The organism is Agromyces sp. NSFZ (assembly GCF_056156205.1).
The window spans coordinates 2,187,774-2,209,777 of the sequence record NZ_CM149585.1; the positions used below are offsets into that span (position 1 = coordinate 2,187,774).

19 protein-coding genes are annotated in these 22,004 nt (G+C 71.0%); 6 read left to right on the top strand and 13 right to left on the bottom strand.

All coding sequences use genetic code 11. The features are described 5' to 3' along the window. The first annotated feature begins 25 nt into the window (after positions 1 to 25). Positions 26 to 1,195, top strand: coding sequence for a trans-sulfuration enzyme family protein (locus ACVFI9_RS10345; protein WP_474762147.1), 1,170 nt, complete (start codon positions 26 to 28; stop codon positions 1,193 to 1,195). A gap of 44 nt (positions 1,196 to 1,239) precedes the next feature. On the opposite strand, the gene ACVFI9_RS10350 is transcribed toward ACVFI9_RS10345, so the two are convergent. From ACVFI9_RS10350 to ACVFI9_RS10375, 6 genes are all read right to left on the bottom strand, one after another. Further along, on the bottom strand, positions 1,240 to 2,670 hold the full coding sequence (locus tag ACVFI9_RS10350) for a UDP-glucose dehydrogenase family protein (RefSeq protein ID WP_474762148.1): 1,431 nt from the start codon (positions 2,668 to 2,670) through the stop codon (positions 1,240 to 1,242). Between the two features lie 70 nt (positions 2,671 to 2,740). After that, entirely contained in the window at positions 2,741 to 3,859 is a 1,119-nt protein-coding gene (locus tag ACVFI9_RS10355; protein ID WP_474762149.1) for a right-handed parallel beta-helix repeat-containing protein, read from the bottom strand. Beyond that, positions 3,856 to 5,688 (bottom strand): right-handed parallel beta-helix repeat-containing protein, encoded by a 1,833-nt coding sequence (locus ACVFI9_RS10360; RefSeq protein WP_474762150.1) that lies wholly within the window; start codon positions 5,686 to 5,688, stop codon positions 3,856 to 3,858. The genes ACVFI9_RS10355 and ACVFI9_RS10360 overlap by 4 nt, the downstream gene beginning before the upstream one ends. Continuing rightward, positions 5,685 to 7,049: a glycosyltransferase gene (locus ACVFI9_RS10365; RefSeq protein WP_474762151.1), complete on the bottom strand. Its 1,365-nt coding sequence runs from the start codon at positions 7,047 to 7,049 to the stop codon at positions 5,685 to 5,687. The genes ACVFI9_RS10360 and ACVFI9_RS10365 overlap by 4 nt, the downstream gene beginning before the upstream one ends. 407 nt (positions 7,050 to 7,456) lie before the next feature. Beyond that, positions 7,457 to 8,881 carry an MFS transporter gene (locus tag ACVFI9_RS10370; RefSeq protein WP_474762152.1) on the bottom strand — a complete coding sequence of 475 codons (1,425 nt, stop codon included), beginning with the start codon at positions 8,879 to 8,881 and terminating at the stop codon, positions 7,457 to 7,459. 63 nt (positions 8,882 to 8,944) lie between these two features. Beyond that, positions 8,945 to 10,747 carry a DEAD/DEAH box helicase gene (locus ACVFI9_RS10375; RefSeq protein WP_474762153.1) on the bottom strand — a complete coding sequence of 601 codons (1,803 nt, stop codon included), beginning with the start codon at positions 10,745 to 10,747 and terminating at the stop codon, positions 8,945 to 8,947. A 92-nt stretch (positions 10,748 to 10,839) separates the two neighbouring features. Here ACVFI9_RS10375 and ACVFI9_RS10380 point away from each other — a divergent pair, with 92 nt between their 5' ends. Next, the gene (locus ACVFI9_RS10380; RefSeq protein ID WP_474762154.1) at positions 10,840 to 11,625 is read left to right on the top strand and encodes an SGNH/GDSL hydrolase family protein; all 786 of its coding nucleotides are present in this window, start codon (positions 10,840 to 10,842) and stop codon (positions 11,623 to 11,625) included. Here the strand turns inward: ACVFI9_RS10380 and ACVFI9_RS10385 are convergent. Together ACVFI9_RS10385 and ACVFI9_RS10390 are read right to left on the bottom strand one after the other, a co-directional pair. Continuing rightward, complete coding sequence (locus ACVFI9_RS10385) at positions 11,607 to 12,887, bottom strand: D-alanyl-D-alanine carboxypeptidase family protein (RefSeq protein ID WP_474762155.1); 1,281 nt, start codon at positions 12,885 to 12,887, stop codon at positions 11,607 to 11,609. The two genes, ACVFI9_RS10380 and ACVFI9_RS10385, sit on opposite strands and share 19 nt — an antisense overlap. Further along, a complete protein-coding gene (locus ACVFI9_RS10390) occupies positions 12,880 to 13,701 on the bottom strand; it encodes a TrmH family RNA methyltransferase (RefSeq protein ID WP_474762156.1) in 822 nt (273 codons plus the stop codon). Before ACVFI9_RS10390 ends, ACVFI9_RS10385 begins: the two co-directional genes overlap by 8 nt. A gap of 88 nt (positions 13,702 to 13,789) precedes the next feature. Between ACVFI9_RS10390 and ACVFI9_RS10395 the strand changes: the two genes are divergently transcribed. Then, positions 13,790 to 14,635, top strand: coding sequence for an NAD-dependent protein deacetylase (locus tag ACVFI9_RS10395; RefSeq protein WP_474762157.1), 846 nt, complete (start codon positions 13,790 to 13,792; stop codon positions 14,633 to 14,635). Positions 14,636 to 14,651: 16 nt separating this feature from the next. On the opposite strand, the gene ACVFI9_RS10400 is transcribed toward ACVFI9_RS10395, so the two are convergent. Together ACVFI9_RS10400 and ACVFI9_RS10405 are read right to left on the bottom strand one after the other, a co-directional pair. Then, the gene (locus ACVFI9_RS10400) at positions 14,652 to 15,761 is read right to left on the bottom strand and encodes a glycosyltransferase family 4 protein (protein WP_474762158.1); all 1,110 of its coding nucleotides are present in this window, start codon (positions 15,759 to 15,761) and stop codon (positions 14,652 to 14,654) included. Beyond that, a complete protein-coding gene (locus tag ACVFI9_RS10405; RefSeq protein ID WP_474762159.1) occupies positions 15,758 to 16,651 on the bottom strand; it encodes an alpha/beta fold hydrolase in 894 nt (297 codons plus the stop codon). The genes ACVFI9_RS10400 and ACVFI9_RS10405 overlap by 4 nt, the downstream gene beginning before the upstream one ends. 61 nt (positions 16,652 to 16,712) lie before the next feature. Between ACVFI9_RS10405 and ACVFI9_RS10410 the strand changes: the two genes are divergently transcribed. Continuing rightward, positions 16,713 to 17,414 (top strand): exonuclease domain-containing protein, encoded by a 702-nt coding sequence (locus ACVFI9_RS10410; RefSeq protein ID WP_474762160.1) that lies wholly within the window; start codon positions 16,713 to 16,715, stop codon positions 17,412 to 17,414. Positions 17,415 to 17,483: 69 nt separating this feature from the next. Here the strand turns inward: ACVFI9_RS10410 and ACVFI9_RS10415 are convergent, their stop codons facing one another. From ACVFI9_RS10415 to glgA, 3 genes are all read right to left on the bottom strand, one after another. After that, positions 17,484 to 17,732: a type B 50S ribosomal protein L31 gene (locus tag ACVFI9_RS10415; protein ID WP_136706977.1), complete on the bottom strand. Its 249-nt coding sequence runs from the start codon at positions 17,730 to 17,732 to the stop codon at positions 17,484 to 17,486. A gap of 125 nt (positions 17,733 to 17,857) precedes the next feature. Continuing rightward, positions 17,858 to 18,649 carry an ABC transporter ATP-binding protein gene (locus ACVFI9_RS10420; RefSeq protein ID WP_474762161.1) on the bottom strand — a complete coding sequence of 264 codons (792 nt, stop codon included), beginning with the start codon at positions 18,647 to 18,649 and terminating at the stop codon, positions 17,858 to 17,860. A gap of 83 nt (positions 18,650 to 18,732) precedes the next feature. Then, a complete protein-coding gene (gene glgA, locus ACVFI9_RS10425; RefSeq protein WP_474762162.1) occupies positions 18,733 to 19,920 on the bottom strand; it encodes a glycogen synthase in 1,188 nt (395 codons plus the stop codon). Between the two features lie 106 nt (positions 19,921 to 20,026). On the opposite strand from glgA, the gene ACVFI9_RS10430 reads away from it, so the two are divergent. Together ACVFI9_RS10430 and serB are read left to right on the top strand one after the other, a co-directional pair. Next, on the top strand, positions 20,027 to 21,274 hold the full coding sequence (locus tag ACVFI9_RS10430) for a glucose-1-phosphate adenylyltransferase (protein ID WP_474762163.1): 1,248 nt from the start codon (positions 20,027 to 20,029) through the stop codon (positions 21,272 to 21,274). Next, complete coding sequence (serB, locus tag ACVFI9_RS10435; protein ID WP_474762164.1) at positions 21,271 to 21,933, top strand: phosphoserine phosphatase SerB; 663 nt, start codon at positions 21,271 to 21,273, stop codon at positions 21,931 to 21,933. Before ACVFI9_RS10430 ends, serB begins: the two co-directional genes overlap by 4 nt. The last annotated feature ends 71 nt before the right edge of the window (positions 21,934 to 22,004 follow it).

The window sequence follows — 22,004 nt, forward strand, 5'->3', positions numbered from 1 at the left end:
CGAGACCCGAGCCGTTCATGGCGGAATGGACGGGGTCCGCGAGAGCGGTTCGCACGTTCCCGCCATCGACCTCTCCACCACCAACCCGCTCGGCTCGGTCGAGACCGGCGGCCTCTCCTACGAGGAACTCGCCACCGGCCAGGACCTCGGCGAGGGGCGATCGGCGGTCTACCAGCGGCTCTGGCAGCCGGGTGTGGCGCGATTCGAGGATGCACTCGCCGGCCTCGAGGGCACCGAGGGCGCCGTCGCGTTCGCGAGCGGCATGGCCGCGCTCTCCGCGACGCTCATCGCGACCGTCACGGTCGGACGCCCGCACGTCGTCGCCGTGCGTCCGCTCTACGGCGGCAGCGACCACGTGCTCGACAGCGGACTGCTCGGCACCCGCGTGACCTGGGTCGACGCCGACGGCATCGCGGGCGCCATCGAGTCCGACACCGGGCTCGTCATCGTCGAGACGCCCGCCAACCCGACGCTGGAACTGCTCGACCTCCGTCGCGTCGCCGATGCCGCGGGCGAGGTGCCGCTGCTCGTCGACAACACGTTCGCCACGCCGGTCCTGCAACGACCGGCCGAGCACGGGGCGACCCTGGTGCTGCACAGCGCCACCAAGTACCTCGGCGGACACGGCGACGCCATGGGCGGCATCGTGGCCGGCGACCGGGAGTGGGTGGAACGGCTCCGGCGCGTGCGTGCCCTCACCGGTGGCCTGCTGCATCCGATGGGGGCGTACCTGCTGCACCGCGGGCTCCGCACCCTGCCCTTGCGGGTGCGCGCCCAGCAGGAGACCGCACGCGTGCTCGCCGAGCGCCTGAGCGCCCACCCGGCCGTCGCGCGCGTGCACTACCCGGGCCTCCCTGGGCAGGATCCGGCAGGACTCGTGGGAACGCAGCTCGAGGGGCCCGGCTCGGTCATCGCCGTCGATCTCGCCGGCGGCTTCGAATCGGCGGCCCGCTTCACCGAGTCGTGCCTGCTGGTGACGCACGCCGTCTCGCTCGGCGGGGTGGACTCGCTCGTGCAGCATCCGGCCTCGCTCACCCACCGCCCGGTGGCCGGCGAGGCGAAGCCCGGCGCGGGCGTCGTGCGGATCTCGGTGGGCCTCGAACACCTCGACGACCTGACGGCCGATCTCATGGCGGCCCTCGACGCGGCCGCAGTCGGCGGCGCCGACAGCGCACGCGCTGCCGACGCCGCCTGAGGCGGGCGGGCCGACTCCGCCCGCCGAGGCGACTCTCCGTCCCCTCAGGCGGAGAGCGCCTCGCTCTCATCGCGGGCATCGACGGCGAGCGACACCGTCTCGGGCTGCGACGGACGCCCGAGGGCGCGGAACTCCCAGCCGGCAGCCCGGTAGGCGTCGGCGTCGAGGGCGTGCCGGCCGTCGACGATCTTCCGCGACGTGACCATGCGACCGAGCTCGGCTGGATCGGCCTGTCGGAACTCGTCCCACTCGGTCAGGAGTGCGACGACGTCGGCGTCGGCGACGGCCTCGGCCATCGAGTCCGAGTACTCGAGGTCGGGATAGGCGCGATGCGCGTTGGCGTTCGCCTCGGGGTCGTACACGCGCACGTCCGCGCCCTCGAGATAGAGCATGCGCGCCACGTCGAGGGCGGGAGCATCCCGAACGTCGTCGGAGTTGGGCTTGAACGCCGCACCGAGCGCGCCGATGCGCTTGCCGGCGAGCTCGCCGCCCGCGAGTTCGCGGATCAGGTCAACGATGCGCAGGCGGCGCCGGTTGTTGATGTCGTCCACCTCGCGGAGGAACGCCACCGCCTGCCCGACGCCGAGCTCCTCCGCGCGATGCGTGAAGGCCCGGATGTCCTTGGGGAGGCATCCGCCGCCGAAGCCCAACCCCGGCTTCAGGAAGCGACCGCCGATGCGATCGTCGTGCGAGAGTGCCCTGGCCAGCAGGTTCACGTCGGCGCCGGTGGCCTCGCACACCTCGGCCATCGCGTTGATGTACGAGATCTTCGTGGCGAGGAACGAGTTCGCGGCGACCTTCACGAGCTCGGCGGTCGCGAGGTCGGCCACGATGAGCGGGGTGTCGTCGTCGAGGATGGGCCGGAAGGCCGCGGCGAGCTGCCGCTCCGCCCAGTCCGAGGCGACGCCGAAGACCAGTCGATCCGGATGGAGGGTGTCCTGCACGGCGAAGCCCTCGCGAAGGAACTCGGGATTCCAGGCGACCTCGAGCTCGGCGCCGAGCGGCGAGGTGTCGGCCACGAGCGTCGTGAGGCGTTCCGCCGTGCCGATGGGCACCGTCGACTTCCCGACGAGCAGCGCCTTGCGGGTGATCCGCTCGGCGAGCGCGACGAACGCGGCGTCGACGGCGGAGAGATCGGCCGCGTGGGAACCCTCGGTCTGCGGCGTGCCGACGCACACGAAGTGCACGTCGCCGAACTCGGCCGCCTCGTCGAAGTCGGCGGTGAACCTCAGCCGGCCCGAGTCGAGGGCCTCCGCGAGCCGCTCCTGCAGCCCGGGCTCGAAGAACGGCACGGTGCCGGAGCGGAGTGCATCGACCTTCGCCTCGTCGACGTCCACTCCGAGGACCTCGTAGCCGAGGACCGTCATGCAGATCGCATGGGTGGCGCCGAGGTATCCGGCGCCGATCACCGTCAGGCGCGGGTGCTCGACGACGGGCGTATGGGAATGGGCGTTCATGGTGTCGGGGTTGGACATGGCGGTCTCCTCGCGGATCGGATGATGAGTCGGGTGCTCGTTCGGGTTGGCTGTTCGGTTTCTTCCGGCGTCAGTCGCGGCACTCCACGTTGGTGAGCTCGGCATCCGGGCCGGACACCGTGTTGCCGCACTCGACGACGTTGTCGCGCTCGGGTTCGAGCGCGAACGCGACACCGGAGCCGGTGAGTTGCGCGCTGTTCTCGCGGAACACGTTTCCCGTGCCCCAGCCGTCGAGGATCTCGTGCGTCTGGAAGCCGTCGGCCGCCGAATTCGTGCCGGTGTTGCCCTCGATGATCCAGTTGTTCCCCTTCACGTCGACCCAGGAGTCCGCTTCGACGAGGGCGGCCCCGTCGAAGGTGTTCCCGCGCAGGATCCCGTCGCTCGTGCCCTCCTTGATGTCGACGGCCTCCGACGTCGTCGCCGTGATCGTGTTGCCCTCGATGAGGTTGCGGTCGCTCGGGTCCGGCTCGCAGTCGCTGATGTCGCACCAGTTGCTCTCGGCCGTGCCGATGTAGATGCCCTCGCCGAACTTCGGCTTGCGCAGGCCGGTGTCGCTGATCGTGTTGCCGATCACCTGGTTTTCGGTGCTCGCCGCCCGGAGGTGGATGGCCTCGTCCCCGGTTCCGGACACCGTGAGCCCGCGGATGACCGAGTTCGTCGTCCCGTCGGCCATCACGCCCTTCTGTCCGTTCTGCACGGCGAAGCCCTGGAGCACCCAGTGCGCCACGCGGTCGAGGTGGAACACATATCCCTTCGTGATGCCGCCGCCGTCGAGGACGGCGTCGGCGGTGCCGCACACCGTGATGGGCGCGTCCGCCGCGCCGTCGACCGACGCGATGAACTCGCCCTCATAGGTGCCCGCGGCGAGGGAGATGACGTCGCCGGGCTTCGCCGCGTCGAGCGCCGCCTGGAGCTCCTCCGCGGACGCGACCTCGACGGTCGGCTCGGGGCACTCCTCGTCCATTCCCGGGGTCGCCTGGGCCGACGATTCGTTGCCCTCCGAGCTCTTCTCGGGCGACCGGCTCGCGGCGGTGCGGTCGCTCCCGTCGCCGCTGCCGGTTGCGGCCCACGCCATGGCGATGCCCCCGGCCACCAGCGCGATGACGGCGGCGATCACGGCGAACAGCACCACGCGCTTGCGGCGGACTGCGCGGGTGCTCGCATCGGTTCGATGGTCGGAGTCGGTCATCGTGCACCTCTCAGGGTCTTGGGCGAAACCACGCCGTTGCTGAGTTCGGTGAGCGGCGTGCGGTCGGCGTACGGGTGACGGATGCCGCGGCGGCGGTGTCCGGTGAGCGCCGTGAACAGGAGCAGCAGCGCGAGCGCGACCCACACGACGGTGAGCGGCTGCAGGAGGACGCTGAGCACGGAATCGACCGTGGGCGGCGTCTCCCACTGCTCCACGTCGTTGCCCGCGATGCGACCGCCGACGGCGTCGTCGTACACGGGAGTGGATCCGTGCCCCGCGATGCTGTTGTCGGTGACCTGGGTGCCCGTCGCGGTGCCCGTCAGGGTGACCGCGTGGTTGGAGACATCCGAGAAGGTGTTCTGCGACACCGCCGCAGCGGCGTCACGGATGTGCAGGCCGGTGTCGACCGACGAGATGTCGTTCCCCGCGATACGGGCGTCCTCGACGCCCTGGCGCAGGGCGATGGACTGCCGTTCCTGATCGTCGAGGGTGTTGCCGGACACCTCGACGTTGCGCGCGCCGTGATTCAGCACGATGCCGACGATGCTCGCCGACACGTGGGTGCCGCTGATCGCGATCCCTTCGCCACCGCTGACCTCGATGCCGTACCTGGCGTTGTCGGCGACCGTGCTGCCATCGACGCGGAGGTCGCCGTATGCGGCGACCGGAGTGCCGCCGGCGCTCGGTCCATCGGCGAGCGGCTGGCCGTCGAACGAGATGCCGTTGCGGCCGTTTCCCGACGACGTCACGCCGGTGAGGGCGATCGACGAGCTCGAACGATCGATGGCCACGCCGTCGACGGCGTTCCCGATGGACTCGGTCGCCTCGATGGTGCCGGCAGTGACGAAACGGTGCAACACCAGGCCGTCGACCAGGCTCCCCTCGATGTGCGATCCGCGCACGGTGAGCTCGGTCGCCCTCGAGACGAACAGGCCGAAGGCATTGCCGGTCGACGTCACGTCCTGGAGTGTCGCGCTCACCGGACCCGTCGCGGGCTCGTCGTCGGTGAGGAGCGGTTCGAGCTCCTCGGCTGAGAGGGTGGGGGCGCCGCCCTCGGCGTCGGTGGGCTCGACCGGGGCGTTCGCGAGGAGGTCCTGCGACGACTCCTCCAGCCCCGTGAGCGCGAGTCCGCCCGTGTTCCCACTCCAGAATCCGAGATCGCTGAAGCGCGCGTGGCTGAGTTCTGCGCTGCCGCCCATCACGCGGACGTACGCGCGGCCATCGGCCGTCTGCATGTCCGGCGCGCCGCTTGCGGTGTCGCGGCTCACGAAGGTGACGGGCGCGGACTCGGTTCCGGTCACCTCGAGGGTGCCGCCGAGCGCGACGATCGAGACGAACGCGTCTCCGCTGCTCGCCAGGCCGATGGTGAGCGGGCTCTCGGTGCTGAGGTCGAGCACCGCGCCGGGCAGTGCCACGACGTGCTCGCTGAGCAGGAACGCACCGTCGGGCTGCTCGACGAGGGACTCCGGGGCCAGCTCGCGGAGGTCCGCGAAGGTGTACGGGTCGTCACGCTCGGGGAGCACGAGCGTCGGAGCGGGCGACGTCGGGACGCGGTACGGCCCCTCCACGTCGTCGAGGTGCCACGGGACGGTGGACGCGATGGTGCGGATCTCGTCGAGCCGCGCGGCCTCGGCCGCGACGAGCTCGGCCTCGCGCTGGGGGTCACCCGGATAGAGGCGGCCCTGCACCGTGCCGTTCGACGCGATCTCGTTGCGTCCGGATGCGTCGATGGGCTCGAGGTCGCGAAGCAGGATGCCACCGCCGAGGGCGACGACCACGATGAGCACGCCGAGTGCGAGCGTTCGGAGGAAGCGTCGGAATCCGGTCATGCGGCCTCCACCTCCTGACCGATGGGTTCGCGGATGCTGCGCACTGCGCTGGACGTCCGAGAGGTGACGAGGGACGCCGAGCCCTGCCCGTCACCACCGGTCTGGTGGGCATGACGCGTCAGCCAGCCCTGCTTGTTCATCGTGACGAAGGCGTAGAGCTTGATGGGCAGTGCGATGAAGATGACGGTGAGTGCGAGTACCGGGAGGACCAGGATGTCCCTGGGGACGCGTCGCAGATGCGAGTATCCACGGATGCCCCGGCCGGCCAGGAGCCACGCGACCGCCGCCAGGATGCCGACCGTAGTGAGCTCGAGGCGGGCGAACAGCAGGTAGAACAGCGTGAGGCCCATAGTCACCGGGGTGAGCAGGATCTGCAGCACGGTCACCTTCGTGATGAACGGCACCTGCCACAGCCAACCCTTGCCGATGGCCGTGAAGTAGGTGCGGTACGAGTTGCGACTCCAGCGCACGCGCTGCTTGACGAACGCCCGGAACGTCGCCGGGAACATCGAGAGCGCTCGCGCGCGCGGCTGGTGCACAGTCTTGTAGCCCGAGGCGAGCACCAGCCAGGTGAGACGCCCGTCGTCGCCGGCGATGCACCGGCGGCCGAGGAAGAACTCGTTCTCGAGGTGGTGCAGCACGGGCATCACGGCGGCGCGGCGGTAGGCGGCGGTACGGCCCGAGAGGATCGGAACCGCTCCGGCCCGGCCCATGGCGGGCACGTAGTCGTAGTAGCGGAGGTTGACGAGCCAGTCGGCGATGCGACGCCAGAGGCTCGAGTCCCGCTGGTAGACGTTCTGATGCGTCCCGACGCCGCCGACCATCGGGTCGACGAACGGCATCTGCACGTGGGCGAGCAGGCCCGGACGCCAGAAGGTGTCGGAATCGGTCAGGACGAGGATGTCGTACTGCGACTCCCTGATGCCCGCGCCGAGGGCGGACCGCTTTCCGACGTGGTCGAACAGGATGGGGCGCACGCGCTCGTCGCCCAGTGCCTCGATGCGGTCGTAGGCCTCGAGGTCGGCGACGTCGAGCACGATGACGATCTCGTCGGGATCCTCCGCACGCCAGGTCTCCAGGCACTGCATGAGGATGTCGGGGTCCTCGTGGAACGAGGGGACGACGACCGACGTGGTGGCGCGATGGTCGTTCACGATCGGCTTGGCGCGTCTCGAGAGGAGGAAGCGCCAGAACCAGAGTCCCCAGACGATCGTCCCGGCGATCGCGAGCGGGAAGTACGGTGCGACGATCGCGTACCACTCCGGCACGGTGACGGTGAAGAACTCGAGCACGGCGTTCCAGTCGAACGCCGACCAGTCGATGGCCGGCGGGGTCGGGTTCTCGGTGACGGGCTGGGGCATCGGGGCTCCTCATGGTCGGGGCGAATCTCGGCCGGACCGCGCTGCGGTCCTCGGTTCCGTGGTCTGCATCGACCTCCCACGTCCGGATGTCGCGATTCGGGTTGCGAGCACCCCGTGGGTTCCTTCCACGGTAGGCACGGCGATTCGCCCACCACGAGTGATGGGGCGGGGGTTGCCACCGTTCGGGATGCCTCGTATGGTGCGCTTCCTCGGCTCGCGCGACCGGTCAGTCCGTCTGGATCCATGGGTTGGCCGGGCAATTCCTGCCGGTGACCGGAACGGATCGGTCCGGAGTCCGGTCTATGGGTGGCTCGATGGATCGTTTCAATGCTGAGACGAAGCTGCGAATGCACCCCGATCTGACGAAACTCACACCTCGATATCGACCTGAGAATGCGACGGACGACTCAGTCAGGCACGCCGGGCGAGGGGTCGGACGGCCGCGGAGCAGGGGCGTCCGCGTGCCCCTCGCGGCCGGCCTCGACATGGGCGACCGACGGATTGCGGATGCCGACCCATGAGATCACTCCCCCGATCAGGAGGAACGCCGCCACCGCGACCGCGGCTCGGCGGTACCCGCCGACATCGAGCTGCGCGCCGGCGATCACCCCGATGCTCGCGATCGCGATGAGCCCTGCGATGCGCGCCACGGCGTTGTTCACGGCGGAGCCGATGCCGGCTCGAGCGGGGTCGACCGCCCCGAGGATCGCGGAGGTGAGCGGCGCGACCGTGATCGCCAGCCCGAACCCGACCACGAGGATCCCGGGGAGGAAGTGCACCCAGTAGTTCAGTTCGGGCTGCACCGTCACGGTGAGCAGGTACCCCGCCGCCATGACGATCGGCCCCGTCGTCATGAAGATTCGCGGTCCGAACCGCGTCGAGAGCGTGCCGAACCACGCGCCGAGGACGACGAGGATGACCGTCGGTGGCAGGGTCGCCAGACCCGCGAGGGTCGCACTGAAGCCGCCGGTCTCCTGCAGGAAGATCGTCATGGCGAAGGACCCGAGCACGATCGATGCGTAGATGAAGAGCGTCGCGAGGTTGCCTGCCGCGAAGTTGCGCGCTGCGAACAGGGTGAGCGGCAGCATGGGGTACGGCGCGCGCCGCTCCCACCAGACGAAGATGCCGAGCGCGAGGACGCCCACCACGAGCGGCACGAGCACGCCCGCCGATGACCAGCCGAGCCGGCCGCTCTCGATCAGCGCGAACACCGTGCCGCCGAGGCCGACGATGCCGAGTGCGGCGCCCACCCAGTCGATGCGCGCATGATCGGGGTTGGCAGCATCACGGCCGAGGGGGCGCATGACGAGGAGCACGACCGCGATCGGCAGCACGTTGATCCAGAACACCAGCCGCCAGGACACCAGGTCGACGAGCGCGCCACCGAAGAGCGGCCCCACGAGGAACGCCGCCGTGGTCCACGCGGTCCACCGTCCGATCGCACGGCCCTGCTCCGAGTGCGGGAAGGTGGAGATGATGAGGGCGAGCGAGCTCGGCACGAGCAGCGCACCGGCCGCACCCTGGAGGGCACGCGCGATCACGAGCACGACGCCGTCGGGCGCGATGGCGCAGAGCACGGAGGTCGCCGCGAAGCCGTAGAGCCCGATGCGGATGATCCGAAGCCGCCCGAACGAGTCGGAGAGCGATCCCGCGAGCAGGATCAGCGCGCCGAGCGTGAGGAGGTACGCATCGACGGCCCACTGCTGCAGCAGGAGCCCGCCGCCCAGTTCCGCGGCCATCGCGGGCAGGGCGACGTTGATGACGGCCCCATCGAGGAACGCGATGAACGACACGACGATGGCGACGACGAGCACGCGAGTGCGGCGGTCCATGTGGGACATGCTCGCACATGCGCGGAGGTCGCGGGCAGGCCGCGATCTACGACCGGAAACGCCTCAGCGGCTGCCGAGACGCTTCCGCAGGAACTCGATGCGTGCCTGCAGCTGCGTGACCGTCGCCTGCGCCACCGCCGGTCCCCCGCACACCCGCCGGAGCTCGGCGTGGACCTGCGAGTGGGGCTCGCCCGTGTGCCGTGCCCAGAGCCCGACGAGGCTGTTGAGCAGCGACCGCTGCTCCTTCAGCGTGCGGTACAGGGCGACGGGCTCGGGCCGCTCCTCCTCGTGGTCGAGCACCTGCCTGCGCCGCTCTCCCGCACGGCGTGCCTGCCTGGCCTGCCGATGACGGAGGAGCTCGGAGACCTGCTCGGGTTCGAGGATGCCGGGAATGCCGATGAAGTCGTACTCCTCGTCGCTCCCGGGCTCGGCGAGCGTGCCGAACTCGGTGCCGTCGAAGAGCACGCGATCGAACGAGGCATCCGACCCGATGGCCTCCCACGTGCCGAGGCCCGCCTCCTCGGACGCGCGCTCCTCGCGGTTCGCCGTCTCGAGCAGGCTGTCGTCGAGCCCGTCGTCATCGTCGTCACCGCTGCGGCGGTCGAGGGCGTGGTCGCGTTCGAGCTCGAGCTGCGACGCGAGGTTCATGAGGGTGGGCACGTTGGGGAGGAACACCGACGCGGTCTCGCCGCGGCGGCGCGCGCGCACGAAGCGGCCGATCGCCTGCGCGAAGAACAGCGGCGTCGACGCGCTCGTCGCATACACGCCCACGGCGAGCCGGGGCACGTCGACCCCCTCGGACACCATGCGCACGGCGACCATCCATCGGCGCGTGTTGTTCGAGAACTCCTCGATGCGCGCACTGGCCTCCTTCTCGTCGGAGAGCACCACCGTCACGGGCTCGCGGCAGATGCCCTCGAGGATCTGCGCGTACGCACGGGCGGTCGACTGGTCGGTCGCGATCACGAGTCCGCCGGCGTCGGGGATGCCGTGCCGCACCTCCGAGAGACGGCGGTCGGCCGAGGCGAGCACCGCCGGGATCCACTCGCCCGTCGGCTCGAGCGCCGTGCGCCACGCCGACGAGGTGATGTCCTTCGTGTTGTCCTCGCCGAGTTTCGCCTCCATCTCGTCGCCCGCCCGGGTGCGCCAGCGCATGTGACCGGCGTAGACCATGAACAGCACCGGACGCACGACGCCGTCGGCGAGGGCACGGCCGTAGCCGTAGTCGTAGTCGGTCTTCGAGAGGCGCACGCCCTGCGCATCGGGCTCGTAGCGCACGAACGGGATGGGCGCCGTATCGGAGCGGAACGGCGTGCCCGTGAGCGAGAGCCGCTTCGTCGCCGGCTCGAACGCCTCGCGGATCGCATCGCCCCACGAGAGCGTGTCGCCGCCGTGATGCACTTCGTCGAGGATGACGAGGGTGCGCCCCGAGAGGGTGAGCTCCCGGTGCAGCGCCGGCCGCATGGCGACCTGCGCGTAGGTCACCGCGACGCCGTGGAAGTGCCGCGCCGTCTGCCCGTGCGCGTTGCGGAACCCGGGATCGAGCCGGATGCCGGCGCGCGCCGCGGCATCCGCCCACTGCCGCTTGAGATGGTCGGTGGGCGCGACGACCGTGATGCGGTCGATGACCCGTCGTGCCCGCAGCTCGGCCGCGAGCCGGAGCGCGAACGTCGTCTTTCCGGCGCCTGGCGTGGCGGCCGCGAGGAAGTCGCGCGGCATCTCGGCGAGGTACTGTTCGAGGGCTTCGGCCTGCCACGCACGGAGCTTGTTCGCCGTTCCCCACGGGGCGCGGGCGGGGAACGAAGGCGGGAGGTGCTCGGCGGCCGACGTGCCCGGCAGATGGCCGGAAGGGGTCGCAGTGCTCACTGGATCCGAGCGTAGCGGAGGGCTCCGACATCCTCGAACCGGCCTGTGCGGTACGACCGACGGCGCCGTTGCGGAAGCGGCACAATGGACGGATGATCACGCAGCAGCATCCCTGGTCGCGCTATGTCGCCATCGGCGACTCGTTCACCGAGGGCATCGGCGACCCGGAGCCGGGCGTACCCGGCGGCCACCGCGGCTGGGCCGACCGCGTCGCCGAGGTGCTCTCCCGCGGCACCGAGGACTTCGCGTACGCGAACCTCGCGATCCGCGGGCGGCTGATCAAGCAGATCATCGACGAGCAGGTCGAACCCGCCCTCGAGCTGCGGCCCGACCTCATCACGATCTCGGCGGGCGGCAACGACGTCATCCGCCCGCGCACCGACCCCGACGAGATCGCCGCGCGATTCGAGCACGCCATCGAGCGGCTGTCGCGCGACCGCGCCACCATCGTGCTGTTCACCGGCGTGGATGTCGGCTTCTCCCCCGTGTTCCGCGGCATCCGCGGCAAGGTCGCCATCTACAACGAGAACCTGCGGGCCATCGCGCGCAAGCACGACTGCATCGTGGCCGACCAGTGGGCGCTCGCCGAGATCCAGGACCAGCGCATGTGGGCGCCCGATCGCCTGCACCTCAACTCGCTCGGCCACCACACCGTGGCGCGCATGGTGCTCGACGCCCTCAACGTCGAGAACGACCTCGAGCCGATGAAGCCCGAACCGCTGCCCACGAGCACGTGGCGCCAAGCTCGCGTCGAAGACCTCTCGTGGGCACGCGCGTACCTCGTGCCGTGGGTGCTGCGGCGCATCCGGCACCAGTCATCGGGCGACTCGGTCTCGGCGAAGCGGCCCGCGGCCGGACCCTACTCGGTGCCCGACTGAGCGACCCGAGCGGCGTCGAAGGCGCCCGGGTTCGTCAGGCGCCACCACGCGCCCGGATCATCGAGCGTCGCGTCGAGCACGAGCGGCACGGTGATCTCCTGCGTGCCGGCGCGCACGACCGCCGTGCCGACCTCCTCGCCGCGCGACGCGAGGGTCACCGGCTCCGCCTGCACCTCCACATCGACCGGGGTGTCGCTCCAGACGACGACGGATGCCCCGCCGGTCGTGCGTGCGCGAGCGGTGTCGCCCCACGGCGTGGCGTACTCGGCGAGGGGCTGGTTCGCCTCGAGGGGCGCGACCTCGTGGAAGCCCGGCGCGATCGAATCGAGGAGCGCGGCGATGGCGTCGTTCAGCACGGCGTGCGTCCGCCCGCCGAGCAGCACGCCGACGATCGTGACCGACGTGGAGCCGACCGGCACGTCCGCGGAGAAGAGCAGGTTCGCCGCGTCATCCGTCGTGCCGGTCTTGATGCCGTCGACGCCGTGAGTACCGAGGAGCTTGTTCGAGTTCTTCAGCGTGCCGAGTTCGGGGATGTCGACCGCGGGCGTCGCCACGATCTCGGCGAGCACCGGATCGGTGAGCGCGAGCTCGCCGAGCTTCACGAGGTCCGCGGCGGTCGAGACGTTGTCGAGCGAGAGGCCGCTGGTGTCGACGACCCGGGTGGCGTTCAGCCCGTGCTCGGCGAGCCAGGCGTTGCCGCGCTCGACCGTGGCCTCGACCGAGCCGAACGCCCAGTTCGCGATCGAGATGGCGTAGTTGTTGCCGGAGGGCAGCATCATGGCCTGGAGGCTCTCACGCAAGGTCAGCGTCGAGCCTGCGGCGACGGGAGCGACCGAGCCGTTCTGGGCGACCATGTCCCAGTAGATGTCGACGTCGGCGTCGGTGTAGGCGATCTCGGGCCCGCCCTCGCCGGGGGCGATCGGGTGCGCCTCGAGCACCACGAGGGCCGTGACGACCTTGGTGATGCTCGCGATCGGCACGGATGCCCCCTCAGCACCTGCGGCGAGGAGTCCGTCGAACCCGACGGCGCCCACGGCGTAGCTGCCGAAGCCCGGTAGCGCGAGTTGCTGCGGCGACGCCGCGACCGGCGCCGGATCGGTCACCTCGGGCGCGGCCGCCGGAACCGGTGCGCCGAGCGCGCTCGCCGTGTAGATCGCGCCCGTGACGATGAGGGCGAGCACGATGGCGAGCGCGCCGAACACGACGATGCGGCGACGCCGGTACATCTTCGCGCGGTCACTGCGCGCGTCGCGCTCAGGCATCCGCCGGCTCCTTGTCGACGGCGAGCGCGTACAGCACCACCGCGGCGGCGGCCGCGACGTTGAGCGAGTCGACGCCGTGCGCCATCGGGATCGTGACCACCCGGTCGGCCGCGTCGAGCGCGACGCGGCTCAGCCCGTCTCCCTCGGCGCCGAACACGAGCGCGAGTCGCTCGGGCGGATCGGCCGCGAGCTCGCGCAGCGAGACGGCCTCCTCGGCGAGGGCGAGCGCGGCGATCGAGAAGTCGTGGGCATGGAGCATCCGCCCCGCCTCCGGCCACTCGGGCAGGCGCGTCCACGGCACCTGGAACACGGTGCCCATGCTGACCCGCACGCTGCGGCGGTAGAGCGGGTCGGCGCACCGCGGGCTGACGAGCACGGCGTCGGCGCCGAGCGCGGCGACGCTGCGGAAGATCGCGCCGACGTTCGTGTGGTCCACGATGTCCTCGAGCACCACGACCCGCCGCGCACCCGCCAGCAGCTCGGCCGGATCGCGCAGCGTGGGCCGTTCGAAGGCCGCCAGCGCGCCGCGGTGCACGCGGTAACCGGTGATCGCCTCGAGCTGGTCGGGGTCGGCGAGGTGCACCGGGATCTCGAACGGCGCGAGCTCGGATTCGAGGCCGGCCAGCCACTTCTCCTCCATGAGCACCGAACGCGGCCGATGCCCGGCGTGGATCGCCCGGCGGATCACCTTCGCCGACTCGGCGATGTAGAGCCCCGCGGCCGGCTCGTGCGCGCTGCGCAGCGAGACGTCGGTGAGCCGGGCGTAGTCGGCCACCTCGTCGGATGCCGCGTCGCGGACTCGTTCGATGTGCATGCGTCTCCTCGCCTCCAGCCTGCCAGTTGCATGAAACAAACCGGAAAACCGACGCGTTTACACTGAGGACACTCCGAAGGGAGACCACATGGCATCCGGCCTGGAAGCTCCGGCGCGCACCGACGACCTGCTCGACGAGGCGGTCTCGTTCATGCGCGGCGCGCAGGTCGCCGTGCTCACGGGCGCCGGCGTCTCGACCGACTCGGGCATCCCCGACTACCGCGGCGAGGGCGCACCCGTGCGCACCCCGATGACGTTCCAGACCTTCCTCGCCTCGGAGACCGCGCGCAAGCGCTACTGGGCCGGCAGCCACCTCGGCTGGCGCAACTTCGCCGCGGCCGAGCCGAACTCGGCGCACCGCGCCCTCGCGCGACTCGAGTCGAACGGGGTCGTGCCGGGCGTCGTCACGCAGAACGTCGACGGCCTGCATCGTCGTGCGGGCAGCCGCCACGTCGTGGAGCTCCACGGCGGCATGGATCGCGTGCGCTGCCTCACGTGCGGCCAGCACTACGCCAGGCAGGCCATCGCCGACCGACTCGCCGAACTCAACCCGCACGTCGACCTGGACCTCGCGATCCGGCCGTCGCCCGACGGCGACGTCGAGGTCGACGATGTCGAGTCGATGGCGATCCCGGCGTGCACGGTGTGCGGCGGCATCCTGAAGCCCGACGTGGTGTTCTTCGGCGAGTTCGTGCCGACCGACACGTTCCACGCGGCCGCCTCGCTCGTACGGGGCGCCGACACGCTCCTCGTCGCGGGTTCCTCGCTCGTCGTGAACTCGGGCATCCGCCTCATCGAGCTCGCGCGGCGTCGTCGCATGCCGATCGTCGTGGTGAACCGCGGCGTGACGAAGGCCGACGGCCGAGCGACGGTGAAGATCGACGCCGGTGCCGGCGAGACGCTCACCGCGATGGCCGACGCGCTGCTGCGCTGAGCGACGCGCGGGGCCCTCAGCCTCGCACGCGACCCCGCCGCGCGCGCCGGCGACGCCCGCCCGGTCCGACCGTGCGCCGCATGAGGTCGAGCAGCTTCTCGGCCGACGTCGCCCAGTTGTACTTCGCGGCGACCTCGACGGATGCCGCGGACCGGCGTTCCCATTCGCCGTCGCGCTCGAGCCCCCACAGCGCGCTGACGAGGGCCTCGGGGCTGTCGGGGTCGAAGTACATGGCGGCGTGGCCGCCGATCTCCCGGAAGATCGGGATGTCGCTCACCACCACCGGCGTGCCGAGCCGCATGGCCTCGACGAGCGGGATGCCGAACCCCTCGGCGCGCGAGGCGTGCACGAGCGCCGTGGCACCGCGGAGGAGCTCGGCGTACGCGGCATCCGACACGCCGTCGTGGAAGACGAGCCGCGCCTGCGGGGCGAGCCGCGTGAGCCGCTCGCGCTCGTCGCGGCTGATGCGGCTCGCGAGATGCAGCTCATGGTCGGGAAGGGCGGCGACGGCGCGCACGAGCGTGTCGACGTTCTTGTACGGCATGTACGAGCCCATGTACACGAGCCGCTTGCCTGCTGGACGCACACGCGGCAGCGCGGGCGTTCCGAGATCGTCTGCTGCGTTCGGCACCACCGTGACGGGCCGTTCGGTGAGGTGATGCTCGCGGATCAGGCCCGCCGTCGTCTCGGACACGGTGACGACCGCGTCGGCGCGATCGAGGAGCATCCGCTGCGGCCACCAGGCGAGGTGGTAGAGGCGCCAGAGCAGGCGAACGGGCGCGGGCAGGTCGTGCGGCGGCGTGCGGTTCTCGTAGTAGATGAGGTCGTGCAGCGTGAGCAGCAGCTTGTAGTCGCGCCCCCACGAGCCCATGGTCTGCATCGGCGTGAACACGAGGTCGGGGCGGAGCTTGCGCACCTGGAGCGCCACGAGCGGCTCGCGGATGCTCGTGGGCGAGCTCACGAGCTGCCACGGCAGTTGCGGCAGCATCTCGAGCTGGCGGTGGTCGCTGATGAGCATGGTGAGCGGATGCCGCTTCCCGAGCTCCGTGACGATGCCCGCGGTGAACCGGCTGATGCCGTCGTGGTGGCCGATGCGGACGTAGCGGCAGTCGACGACGATCCTCACGCCCGCGCTCCGGAGCGCAGGAACCGCAGGATGCGCGTCGCCGCGTCGCCGGGCGTCTCGTAGTGGATGAGGTGCCCCACCTCGGGGATGACCTCGAGCGTCGCGTCGGGGAAGAGCGTCACGAGCCGGCGCTGCGCCTCGATCGGCGTGACATCGTCGCGCTCGGCCGCGACGAGCAGGGTGGGCACGCGGATGTCGCGGGCGTACTCGCTGACGTCGTGGCTCACCGATGCGCGGAACGCCTCGAGCACCGCGTCACGGTCGCCGAAGGCGGAGAAGTACTGGTCGTGCTGGTCGTGGATCCAGCGGCGCAGCGTCTTCGACCGGGTCTTCGCCATGGTGACGCTCATGACCCGCACGATCGCGCCGTTGCGCAGGAGCGAGAATCCGGCCCGCTCGGGCAGGGCTGCCGCCGTGCGGTAGTAGAGCACCGCGAGGCGCGTCATGACGCCGCGCGGCCCTTCGAGGGCGGGCGCCCCGATGGGGTTCACGAGCACGAGCCGCTCGGGCGCGAGGCGGCGTGCGACGGCGGCCGCGGCCACGATCGAGCCGAACGAGTGGCCGAGCAGCACGTAGGGACCGGTGATGCCGACGGTCTCGAGGAACGCGGCGAGCCACGCGGCGTACGCCTCGATGTCGTGCGGGCGTCCGGCGAAGGTCGCGGACTCGCCGAAGCCCGGCAGGTCGGGCGAGACGATGCGGAACCCGGGCAGCTGCGCGACGACGGGCTCGAGGCCGTGATGGTCGCCGCGGAAGCCGTGCACGAGCACGAGCACCGGGGCATCCGCCGGTCCGTACTCCCACCACGCGGTCTCGGTGCCCTCGACGTCGACGCGGTGCCCGCGAACCGGGATGCGAGCGAGCTGCTCGGCGTACGGGGAGGCGATCATCCCCGCCATTCTACGGCGCGCCCCCTGCACGCCGGACGGTGGCCGCCCATAGCCTTCGACCATGGATGTCCCCCCGCGCGCCCACTGGGCGAACACCCTGGCCGTCTTCGACCTCGAGACCACGGGTATCGACGTCGACACCTGCCGCATCGTCACGGCGCACGTGGGCGTGATCGGCTTCGGCGGCGAGGTGCTCGAACGACGCGAGTGGATCGTCGATCCGGGCGTCGAGATCCCCACGGCGGCGTCGCTCATCCACGGGGTGACGACCGAGCGGGCACGGCTCGAGGGGCAGGTCGCCGCCGTCGCGGTCGCCGAGATCATCGGCGCGTTGGCGGATGCCGCGGCGAGAGGCCTCCCGATCGTCGCGTACAACGCCGCCTACGACCTCACGGTGCTCGCCCGCGAGGCCGAACGCTACGGCCACACGCCGCTGCCCGGGCCCGGGCCGGTCATCGACCCGCTCGTCATCGACAAGGCCGTCGACCGATACCGCCGCGGCAAGCGCACCCTCACCGCCACGGCCGCCCACTACGGCGTCGAGTTGCCGAACGCGCACGACGCCGGCGCCGATGCGGTGGCCGCCGGGCGGGTCGCCCAGGCGATCGCCCGCGCCTATCCCGAGCTCGCGGCCATCGCCGTGGCCGACCTGCATGCACGCCAGGTCGCCTGGTGCCGCGAGCAGGCCGAGAACTACCAGGCGTGGCGCCGCGCGAACGGCGAGCCCGAGTTCACCACGTCAGGCGCGTGGCCCGTGCGCTGATGCACCGGCGTCGCCGCAGGCACGACGAAGGGCGGGCGACCGGAGTCGCCCGCCCTCGCTCGGCAGTGCCTACTTGCCGAAGTTCTTGAATCGCTGGTTGAACTTCTCGACGCGGCCGGCCGAGTCCATGATGCGCTGCTTGCCCGTGTAGAACGGGTGCGATGCCGACGAGATCTCGACGTCGATGACGGGGTAGGTCTCGCCGTCGAGCTCGATCGTCTTGTCGCTGGTGACCGTCGAACGGGTGAGGAACGTTTCACCCGAAGCCAGGTCGCGGAAGACGACGGCGTTGTACTCGGGGTGGATGTCGGTCTTCATGGAGACTTCCTTGCTGATCGGATGATGTTCAGGGAATCCCACCCACGAGCGCATGCACGTCGGCAGGAAAGCATGGTGGCCCACGGGCCAGCTAGCAATTCTAGCAGAACCCACGCGACCGCACGTCAGGCGGCGGCGGCCCGGGCGGCGAACCGGTCGTCGCGCTCGGTGAGCTCGATCGGGATGCCGAAGGTCTCGGTGAGCGACTCCGACGTGAGCGCCTCGCCGATCGGGCCGGCGGCGACGATCCTGCCGTGCGCGAGGAGCATGGCGTGCGTGAATCCCGGCGGAATCTCCTCGACGTGGTGCGTGACCATGATGATCGCGGGCGACGCCGGCGAGGACGCGTAGCCGCCGAGCAGGCCCACGAGCTCCTCGCGGGCGCCGAGGTCGAGACTCGCGGCGGGCTCGTCGAGGAGCAGCAGTTCGGGGTCGGTCATCACCGAGCGGGCGATCTGCACGCGCTTCTGCTCGCCGTCGGAGAGGCTGCCGAAGCGGCGCTCGGCGAAGCCCTCGAGCCCCCACTCCTTGAGCACCCGGTTGGCGCGGCGCAGGTCGATCTCCTCGTACTCCTCGTTCCAGCGGCCGGTGACCGAGTAGGCCGCGGTGAGCACGGTGTCGAGCACCGACTCGTTGCGCGGGATCTTGCGGGCCATGGCTGTGGACGCGAATCCGATCATGGGCCGCAGCTCGAAGACGTCGACCTTGCCCAGCGCCTCCTGGAGGACGTCGGCGCTCCCCTTGGTCGGATGCATCGCCGCGGCCGCGATCTGCAGCAGCGTGGTCTTGCCTGCGCCGTTCGGCCCGAGGATCACCCAGCGCTCGTCGGAACCGACCGTCCACGTGATCGAGTCGAGGATCGCATTGCCGTCTCGGACCACCGACACATCGTGGAACTCCAGAACCGTGCTCGCCATGTCACCAATGCTATCGGGATGCGAAGCGGCGCCCGGCGCGCCCGATGACGCCCCAGTGGGCTCCGACCGGCTGTGCGCGGGGGTCATCCGGCGATCACGCGATCGTAGACCTCACGCGTGCGCTCGGCGATCGCATCCCAGGCGAAGTGCGCCTCGGCGCGGCGTCGACCCGCCTCCCCCATGGCCCGGGCGGCGATCGGATCGCTCACCACGCGCGTGAGCGCCGCGGCGAGATCGGCGACGAACGCGTCGGGGTCGAGCGGCGTGCCGGTGCCGTCATCAGCCTGCGCGATCGGCACGAGCACGCCCGTGACGCCGTCCTCGACGACCTCGGGGATCCCGCCCGTCGCCGTGCCGACCACGGGCGCGCCGCACGCCATCGCCTCGAGATTCACGATGCCGAGCGGCTCGTAGACCGACGGGCAGACGAACGTGGTCGCCGAGGTGAGCAGCGCCGTGAGCTCGGCACGCGGCAGGTGCCGATCGATCCACACCACCCCGCTGCGTTCCGCACGCAGCTCGTCGACGAGCTGCGTGACCTCGCGCATGATCTCCTCGGTGTCGGGTGCTCCGGCGCACAGCACGAGCTGCACGTCATCGGGCAGCAGCCGCGCCGCTCGCAGGAGGTACGGCAGGCCCTTCTGCCGGGTGATCCGCCCGACGAACACCACGGAGGGCCGCTCGGGGTCGAGTCCCAGCGCTCGCGCCGTCCCGACGTCGTGATTCGGCTGCCAGTCGGCGAGGTCGATGCCGTTGTAGACCACGTCGACCCTGGCCGGGTCGATCGCCGGATAGGCGCGCAGGATGTCGCGTCGCATGCCCTCGCTCACGGCGATCACGGCGTCGGCGTCCTCGAAGGCCGTGCGCTCCACCCACGACGAGAGCCGGTATCCGCCGCCGAGCTGCTCGGCCTTCCACGGGCGGAGCGGCTCGAGGCTGTGCGCGGTCACCACGTGCGGGACGTCGTGCATGAGCTTGGCGGTGAAGCCGGCGAAGTTCGCGTACCAGGTGTGCGAATGCACCACGTCGGCGCCGGCGACGTCGCCGGCCATGAGCAGGTCGACGCCCATGGTGCCGAGCGCGGCGTTGCGCCCCGAGAACTCGGCGGGCGTCGCGTAGGCGAACGTACCGGCTTCGTCGCGCGGTGCGCCGAAGCAGCGCACATTGACCTCGAGGTCGCGCCTGAGTGCTCGTACGAGCTCGGCGACATGCACCCCCGCTCCGCCGTACACCTCGGGTGGATACTCGCGGGTGAGCAGGTCGACGCGCATGCAGCCACGCTAGCGCAGGGGCATCCGTCGGCGGCATCCGTCAACCCCACCGTCATGCCCCGACTTCGGCCCACGACCGAGGCATCCTCTGACTACGCTGGGACGCATGGCCACGCGCAAGGTTTTCGGCATCGTGCTCGCCGGCGGCGAGGGGAAGCGCCTCATGCCGCTCACCGAGGACCGCGCAAAACCGGCGGTGCCGTTCGGCGGCCAGTACCGGCTCGTCGACTTCGCGCTCTCGAACCTGCTCAACTCGGGGCTCCGGCAGATCGTGGTGCTGACCCAGTACAAGTCGCACAGCCTCGATCGGCACGTCTCGCAGACGTGGCGCATGAGCGGGCTGCTCAACTCGTACGTCGCCTCGGTGCCGGCCCAGCAGCGCCTCGGCAAGCGCTGGTTCTCGGGGTCGGCCGACGCGATCCTGCAGAGCCTCAACCTCATCTACGACGAGCAGCCCGACATCATCGTCGTCGTCGGCGCCGACCACGTGTACCGCATGGACTTCGCGCAGATGATCGACGCCCACATCGAGTCGGGCCTCGCCGCGACCGTCGCGGCGATCCGCCAGCCCATCACGCTCGCCGACCAGTTCGGGGTCATCGAGGTCGACCCGAAGCAGCCAGACCGCATCCACCGCTTCCTCGAGAAGCCGAAGGAGCCGGTGGGCCTGCCCGACTCGCCCGACGAGGTGCTCGCCTCGATGGGCAACTACGTCTTCAACGCCGACGCGCTCATCGATGCGGTGCTCCGCGACGGTGAGCGTGCCGACTCCAGCCACGACATGGGCGGCGACATCATCCCGGCGTTCGTCGAGCAGGGCGCGGCCGGGGTCTACGACCTCAAGCGCAACGACGTGCCGGGTTCGACCGACCGCGATCGCTACTACTGGCGCGACGTGGGAACCATCGACTCGTTCTTCGAGGCCCACCAGGACCTCATCTCGGTGCTCCCCGTGTTCAACCTCTACAACCGGGAGTGGCCGATCTTCAGCCAGCAGCTCAACTCGCCGCCGGCCAAGTTCACGCGCGACGCGCGCGGCACCCTCGGCACCGTCATCGACTCGATCGTCTCGCTCGGCTCGGTCATCTCGGGCGCGCACGTCGAGCGCAGCGTGCTCGGACCGTGGGCGATCGTCGGCTCGGGCGCGCACGTCTCCGACTCGATCCTCTTCGACCGGGCACGCATCGACGCGGGAGCCACGGTGCAGCGCGCCATCCTCGACAAGGAGGTCGTCGTCGAGCAGGGCGCGCACATCGGCGTCGACCGCGCCGAGGACCTCGCGCGCGGCTTCATCGTGACCGACAGCGGCATCACGGTGGTCGGCAAAGGTTCGAGGGTCCGGGCCTCGGCGTGACGGGCGGTGAACCCGGCCGCGCGAGCGGCCCGCTCGTCGTGCTCGACGCCGACTCCACGCTCATCCGCGAGGAGGCCATCGAACTGCTGGCGGATGCCGCGGGCAGCCTCGAGCTCGTCGCCGCCGTGACCGAGCGCGCGATGCGCGGCGAGCTCGACTTCGCCGCCAGCCTCCGCGAACGCGTCGCGACGCTCGCGGGGCTCGAGGTGTCGGTGTTCGAGCAGGTCCGGTTGCAGATGACGCCGACGCCGGGCGTGCAGGAGCTCATCGACGGCGTGCACGCCGCCGGCGGGCGCATCGGCGTGGTCTCCGGCGGATTCCACGAACTCCTCGACCCGCTCGCCACGCGGCTCGGGCTCGACTTCTGCCGCGCCAATCGCCTCGACGTGGCCCACGGCCGGCTCACCGGCCGGGTCGACGGGCCCATCGTCGACGCGCACGCGAAGGCGACCTCGCTCGACGAGTGGGCCGAGGCGAGCGGCATCCGCCCCGACCGCACGGTCGCGGTGGGCGACGGCGCGAACGACCTCGAGATGCTGGGGCGGGCGGCCCTCGGCGTCGCGTTCTGTGCCAAGCCCGTGGTCCGGGAGCGAGCGGATGTCGCGATCGACCGCCCCGACCTGAGTCAGGTGCTCGCGCTGCTCGGACTGCGCGGCTGACCCGCTCGATCAGAGGGCGTCGGCTCCGACGACGTGCGCCGGATCCGCGCCGGGGGTGGCCGCCGCGCCGG